2 protein-coding genes are annotated in these 7,871 nt (G+C 51.4%); both read left to right on the plus strand.

Annotated features, from left to right (window positions below; genetic code table 11):
- Nucleotides 1–7: 7 nt before the first annotated feature.
- The gene (locus C3B51_RS21195; protein ID WP_276319655.1) at nt 8–5,839 is read left to right on the plus strand and encodes a non-ribosomal peptide synthetase; all 5,832 of its coding nucleotides are present in this window, start codon (nt 8–10) and stop codon (nt 5,837–5,839) included.
- Nucleotides 5,840–6,137: 298 nt separating this feature from the next.
- Nucleotides 6,138–7,871 (plus strand): condensation domain-containing protein (locus tag C3B51_RS21200; RefSeq protein ID WP_240701944.1); only part of this gene is annotated, 1,734 nt, incomplete at its 3' end.

Genomic DNA, 7,871 nt, shown 5'->3' on the forward strand with positions numbered 1-7,871 from the left:
CAGTAAGGTGCTGCAATTTGCTTCGATCAGTTTTGATGCGGCGACCTGGGAGTGGCTCATGGCCCTGAGCTGCGGTGCGGCCCTGGTGATTGCCGACGAGTCACAGCGTACGGACGTGGAGCAGCTGTCAGCGTTGCTAAAAACGCAGCAGATCACTCATGCGACTTTACCGCCAGCGCTGTTATCCACCATGGCCTTGCAGACGGACCTGGCACTGCAATGTTTAATTGTGGCAGGTGAGGCCTGTGAAGAGGCAGTGGTGGCCCGCTGGCGCGCCCATTATCCATTTTATAATGCCTATGGTCCGTCGGAGACCTCTGTGTGTGCCACAGTAGGTGAAATTACCAATGACATCGTGCATATCGGCACACCGTTGTGCAATGTTCAGACTTATGTGTTGGATAAGCAACAAAACCTCTTACCTCACGGCAGCTTAGGTGAGCTGTATGTGGGTGGTGACGGTTTGGCGCGGGGCTATCTGAATCAAAGCGAGCTGACCGCCGAGCGCTTTGTTGACAATCCATTTTATGACCCGGAGGTGGCAGGCAGCAGCAGGCGCTTGTACCGCACCGGCGACTTAGTTCGCTATCTGGCCGATGGCAACCTGGCCTTTGTGGGCCGCGCCGATGATCAGATTAAGATCCGCGGTTTTCGCGTTGAGCTGGGGGAAATTGCCCAGCGGCTGAGTCAGTTGGCGGGCATAGATTCGGCTGTTGTACTGGCCAAAAAAGGTGCGTCTGGCCATGATCTGGTTGCCTATATACAGCCAGTCGAGACCGTTAAAGACGACGTTCAGGGTGACTTTATCAGTGCGACGTTGGCACAGCTTGCAGCGTCAGTACCTGACTACATGGTGCCCAAGCTGGCAGTGATCATCAAAGAGTGGCCACTGACGGCGAATGGCAAAATCAATAAAAAGGCGCTCCCTGAGCCTGACAAGGCATTGCTGCAAAATGACTATTGCGCACCCAGAAACAGCACTGAAGCCACTTTATGTGATATTTGGCAGGATTTGCTGGGCATTGAGCAGGTCGGGATACAAGATAACTTCTTTACGCTTGGGGGGGACTCTATTATTGCCATTCAGATGGTTGGGCGGGCTAGACAACAAGGCTTACATCTGAATGTGAAACAGTTGTTTGCGACCCCGACGATCGCTACCCTGAGCGAACATGTTGAATTCAGTACCCGCATCAATGCACAGCAGGATGCGGTCACAGGTGAGATGCCATTACTGCCAATTCAGCAACGCTTTTTTGAGGCCAACCGCGCTACGCCGAGCCACTACAATCAGTCATTGCTGCTGAGTGCGCCTGCCAACCTGGCAAGCTATTTTGCTGAGCTGGTCAATGCACTCGTTGAGCGTCACGATGCATTACGGCTGAGATTTTCGGAGGTTGCCCGGTTTGCACCTTTGAGTGATGCTCAGATTGGCAGCATGCATCAGGTTGTGGATTTAAGTACGCTGACGGATAGTGCGTTTAGCGCAGAGGTTGAGCGTCAGTGTGATGCCCTGCAAAAACAGTTGGATATAGAACATGGTCCGTTGTGCAAATTTGTGTATTTTTATGCCGGTGAGGACAAACCTGCGCGGCTGTTTATTACCATTCACCACTTGGTCGTGGATGGGGTATCCTGGCGGATCCTGTTACAGGATCTGGAAACTGCGCTGCAGGCAATTGAAACCGGCCAGGCTATTCAGTTGGCTGAAAAGACCAGTTCATATCAGGCCTGGGGTGAAGCAGTTAATGCTCTGGCGCATTCTGAGGCACTGACCTCACAACGAGCATACTGGCGTGACAGGCTGTCGCTGTTCCCGGCTCAGCCATCGCACAATGTTGTGGCCGAGCAATGGCAGAATGTGTCTTTCTCTTTGGACGAATCGGATACCCGGGTGTTACTGGCAGACTGTCAGCAGGTCTTCCACAGTAATGTGGATACCCTGATGCTCAGTGCCTTCTTACTGGCTTATCAGACGACTTTTGCCAGACCTTTGTTGCGCATTGATATGGAAAGTCATGGTCGCGAAGAGGCCCTGTTTGAGGGGCTGGATGTAACTCAGACTATGGGCTGGTTTACCAACCTCTATCCCCTGGTCCTCGGAGGTCAGCAACAGGAGCTGGTCGCAACGGTTAAGTCGGTCAAACAGACCTTACAACAGCTGCCGATGCATGGTCTGGGCTATGGCTTGTTGAAATATATCCGTCAGGATCCCGAAATTTGTGCCCTGGATGCGCGCAGTGCCGATCAGGCAATTGTATTTAACTATCTGGGTAAATTGGACAATGTTGCGGGGTCACAGGGGCGTCTGGCCATGGCACAAGAGTCTCGGGGGGCAGAGTCTGCAGCAGAGGTGGCCGATTTACATCACCTCATGGTCAATGGCCAAAGCCAGGACAATCAGCTGAGATTCGATTTGAGCTTTGCGATGCCAAGTTATAAAGAGGGGCAAATTGAGGCACTGGCAGCCCAGTTTAAGGCTGTGTTGCTTCAGCTGGTTGCGCAAGCTAAAGCAGGGGCTCAGTGTCATACCCTGATTGTAGAGGATTTCCCGGCTGCGACATTACAACAAGCCCAGCTGGATACATTACAAGCTCAGTACACGGACATTGAAAGGGTATATGTCGCTACGCCCATGCAGCAGGGGATGATCTACCATGATTTATTGCAGCAAGATGCCAGCCTCTACACAACGCTGACCCATTTCGATGTGGCGGGTGATGTGGATGCATCGGCCATGCAACAGGCATGGCAAAAGGTAATAGCGCGACATGCTATTTTGCGTACCAGTTTTAGTGTGTTCGATGATGCGGATATTCATCAGGTCGTACATCATAACGCACTGATAGAAATGGACGTGCTCGACTGGCAGCAGGTTCCGGCTGAACAACTTAGGTCACAACTCAGTGAGCTGCATCATTCTATTAAGGCGAAAGGCTTTTCCTTCGACCTGGCACCGTTGATGAGTCTGACACTGGTGCGCCTGAGCGGGCACAAAGCACAGCTTATTTGGGCGCATCATCATGTCTTAACCGATGGCTGGTGTCAGGCAACCTTGTTCTCTGAAGTGCTGGGGTATTATCAGAGTCTGACGGCTGGACAGTCACTGACCTTACCACCTGCGGCGAACTATGAGGACTATATTCAATGGCTATGTAACCAAGACAGAGAAGAGGCACGTACGTTCTGGCATGCAGAACTGGCAGGGGTGAGCGCTCCGACTCAATTGCAATTGCCTGCCGCGACCTGTGATTTACCACGTTATGAAGAAGTTAAATGGACGTCCGATGAACAGTTGACCGGGCAGTTGAGCCAATTTGCTCAGCGTCATCAGGTTACCGCCAATGCTGTGTTGCAGCTGGCATGGGCGTATACACTGCACCGCTATAGTGGGCAATCGGATGTCTGCTTTGGCACCACACTCTCTGGCCGACCGCCGGAAGTGGCCAATGTGGAACAAATGATCGGTTTGTTTATCAACACGGTACCGGTCAGAGTGCAGCTGGATCATCAGGCCAGTATTGGCAGTCAGCTTCAGCAGCTGCACAGGGCGCACAGTCAGCGTGAACAACATGGTTATCTGCCTTTGCCGGAAATTTTAAGTTGTGGTAATCATGGTATACAGGGCGCGATGTTCGACAGCCTGTTTGTGTTTGAGAACTTCCCGGCGGATTTACATGAAACCGGCGCGCAGACCGGGCAGGAGGGAGCAAGCCAGTTACAGGTACAAAATGCGGCGTCGATTGAATATACAAACTATCCGGTTGCGCTGACGGCTTCTTTACAGGGCGTGTTGAGTTTGCGCCTCAGTTTCCATGGCCATCAATATGACCGTACCGATATGACCCAGTTGTTAGCACACTTTAATACCGCGCTACGCAGCCTGCTATCACTTGAAGCCGTTGCATCGCTTGGGAGCATGGAAATCATGCAGCCAGAAGAGGTGCAAACACTGCTGGCCCCACCGAAAGTGACCTTTGCGGATATGCAGCTTTGCAATATGGTTGCGCAGTTTGACCGCCATGCCCTTGTTACGCCTGAGCGTACCGCTTTGGTGATGGACGAGCAGCAGGTCAGTTATGCTGAGCTACAAAGGATGACGAACAGGCTGGCAGCGTCGCTGGTTACAGACAGGGGTATACAGCAAGGCGACCTGATCGGCTTGTGCGTTGGGCGCTCAATTGAAACCGTAGTGGGGATCCTGGCAATTCTGAAGGCCGGTGGCGCTTATGTCCCGCTAGACCCGAACAGCCCACCAGAGCGACTGAATTATATTATCAATGATGCAAACATTGCTTTGTGTCTGGCGCAGCCAGGATGCGAAGCGGCGCTGGATGCTCCAGCTTGTCAGGTCATCACGCTGGATACCAGTGCGTTATTGGTCGAAGATATCGCGGCGCTAAGTTCATTGCCTGAAATATCACTGGATGACCCTGCCTATGTGATTTATACCTCCGGTTCGACCGGGGCACCGAAAGGTGTGGTACAGACGCATCGCAATATGGCGCGCTTATTTGCCAGTGCAGCGGAGGATTTTTCCTTTAGCAATCAGGATACCTGGTGTCTATTCCATTCCTATGCATTTGACTTTAGTGTCTGGGAGATCTGGGGAGCGCTTAGCCAAGGTGGCAAGCTGTTGATCCCAACGCATCAGCAAACCCGCGATACCGCAGCGTTTGTTGAGTTATGTCAGCAGCATCAGCTCAGTGTTTTAAACCAGACCCCGAGCGCCTTTGGGGTGTTTGCTGAGTATGTGGTTACGCACGATATCAGTCTACCGGCACTGCGCTATGTGGTGTTTGGCGGTGAAGCGTTGCAAACGCAACATCTGCAAAGCTGGTGTCAGCACCCGGCAAATGCCCAGGCTGAGTTGATCAACATGTATGGCATTACCGAAACCACAGTGCATGTGACCTTTGCGCCTATTGCACGCGATGAGATAGCTCAGATCCATATTGGCAGCGCATTGGTGGACCAGGCCATTTATATACTTGATGCACAGTTGCAACCTGTGCCTGTGGGTGTCGTCGGTGAAATGTATGTTACGGGTGCCGGCCTTGCAGCAGGCTACCTGGGGCGTGAGGCGCTCAGTGCTGAGCGCTTTATCGACAATCCTTACGGTGCCGATACAGGGTGCGGCAAACTGTATAAAACCGGCGATCTGGCACGCTGTCAAAGGGATGGCAAAATTCAGTTTATTGGCCGTGTGGATGATCAGGTACAGATCCGCGGCTTCAGGATTGAACTGGGTGAAGTTACCCATCAGCTGAGCAGTATTGATAATGTTGACAGTGCGGTGGTAATTGCCAGACAAAGCCAGGGTACGCAGGTGCTTCATGCCTATCTCAAGCTTGAACACAGTGTAGAAGAGCAGCGCCATGCTCAGGAGATTGATCGCATTAAACGTGCAGCAGCGGCCTTCTTACCTGTTTATATGGTACCTGAGCAAATGACGCTGATGCAGGACTGGCCTCTGACGGTCAATGGCAAAATCGATAAAAAGGCGTTGCCACAGCCGGGAGAAGGTTTGTCAGGCAACAACAAGGTAGCGCCGACAACCAAAACTGAGTGCCAGTTACGGGATATCTGGGCTGAATTACTGGACTATGATGGTGCGAACATCAGTGTGGAGCAGTCTTTCTTTGAGCTGGGTGGACACTCGCTGAGCCTAATGAAGCTGGTGCAGCGGTTGCACCAGGCATTCGAGGTGTCGGTGTCAATTAAAGAGGCCATTGAGCATGCACAAATTAACCAACTGGCGGCACTTTTGGATAAAAAAATACTGGACATGCAGCTGAGTGAAATCAATGAGGCTGAACTGGACGAAGTCGAGTTTTAACACCAGGTTACATGCCCCATCATAAGCCAAAGTTCCACAGGGCAATCGCGCCATCATGATCTCACGCATGAGATCATGATGGCGTTTTTTTATACCTATTTTACTTAATCCCGGTTTTATATCGTCTGCATCTCACTCATTTGGGCTGTCAATAGAGGTCCCAGGTCGTAGGCCTTGTCAAATCTTACAGGCAGTAATCACCACACCGGTTCTGTTATAAATAGTCACTATGTAGTGACCACAGAAGTAACATGAAGTCAGTCTCTGGCGCATGTCTCGACTAACAGGACTTGAATGAATGGTTGAAATCAACAAATTATTAGCTGAACTGGTTGCTCAGGGAGTCGCGGTCTATCTGGATAATGGCAAGCTCAAGGCCAAAGCCCAGAAAGGGGCCCTGACTGCCGAGCATAAGGCGCTCATTGGCGCGCACAAGCAAGACATTATTGCCACGCTGTCCCAATCGGCGCCCACTGATAAGGTTGAACGCATTCAGCCTGTGGCTGCGCACGAGAAACAACATAGTCTGTCGTTTGCTCAGCAGCGTCTGTGGTTTGTCAATCAACTGCAAGGTGGTGGCAGTGAGTACAACATGCCAATGGCCTATTCGGTGTATCAGCCCTTTGACGTAGAGCGAGCAACAGGTGCCCTGCGTGCAATTATCACTCGCCATGAAATACTCAGAACCGGTTATGCAGCCAGTGATGAGGGACCCCAGCCAGTGTTGCGCGAGCAAGTCACGGATGAGGTACAGTTTACTGACTTGAGCACACTCTGTGACGACGCACAGCGAGATAAGGTCAAGGCGCTGGCGTTGGCACATGCAGGTAAAATATTCGACCTGCAGCAAGACGCGTTGCTGGATATCCATTATATCAAGCTCACCGATGCACCATGTGGTAATCAGCCTCATGGTATTTTGCTGTTTAATATGCACCATATTGCGTCCGATGCCTGGTCACTCGATATACTTAAAAATGAATTTATGACCTTGTACAGTGGCACACAAGCATTACCACCTTTGACTGTGCAGTACAGTGACTTTGCCCACTGGCAGCAAAACTGGGCAAAATCCCAGGACTATCAGGACCAGCTGGCATACTGGCGCACACAGTTGATGGGGTTGCCCGAGTTACATAGCCTGGCGGGGGATTACCCCAGGCCTGACAATAAAAAGTTCAGCGGTAAAAAGTGTAATCAAATGCTCAGTGCTGAGCTGACGGCGAAGTTGGTGGCCATTGCCCGTCGATATCAGTTGTCGCCGTTTATGTGTTTGCACAGTGCATTGGTGTTGTTGCTACATACGTTCTCGTCCAGCCGGGATATTGTGGTCGGCACCACGGTCGCTAACCGCTCGCAGGCCGAAGTGGCGCAACTGATAGGGTGTTTTTTAAATAGACTGGTATTGCGGGTGGAGCTTAAAGCGCAGTCCCTGGACAGTTATTTACAACACATCCGCCAGGTACACTTGTCAGCGCAGGCAAATCAGGATGTGCCGTTTGAGCACCTGGTTGAACAGCTTGAGGTTACTCGCTCTAATAGTTATACACCATTATTTCAAATTCAGCTGACCTGCAATGACACTGGGTTAGCAAGCAATCCACAGGCTCAGGAAAACGTCACATTTACCCCCTATGTGCCCGAAGATATGACCATGACAATCCGTGGTGATATTGATATTCATGCTGAGCTCGCTCAGCAGGGGACGGTCATTGGCTGGTCGTATGATGATGCGATATATAGTGAGCAAAGCATCACTACTATGATGGCACATCTGGATACCATTTTAGAAAACTATGCCCGTTGCCTTGACACAGAAGATGGGTTTACGGTGTCGATTGAGTCTCTGACCCCCCTCAGCAAGGTACAATTTACCCAGTTACAGCAGCAGTTACCGGTAACGCGCAGTGTCTATGATCCGCGAGGTCTGATTGAGCGCTTCGAGCAGCAGGCAGCCCTGACACCGGATGCCATTGCTGTACACAGTGACAGCGAGCAACTTAGCTATGCACAGCTCAATGCCCAGGCGGCC

Origin of the sequence: Pseudoalteromonas rubra (assembly GCF_004212645.1) — a bacterium.
Classification (GTDB): domain Bacteria; phylum Pseudomonadota; class Gammaproteobacteria; order Enterobacterales; family Alteromonadaceae; genus Pseudoalteromonas; species Pseudoalteromonas rubra_G.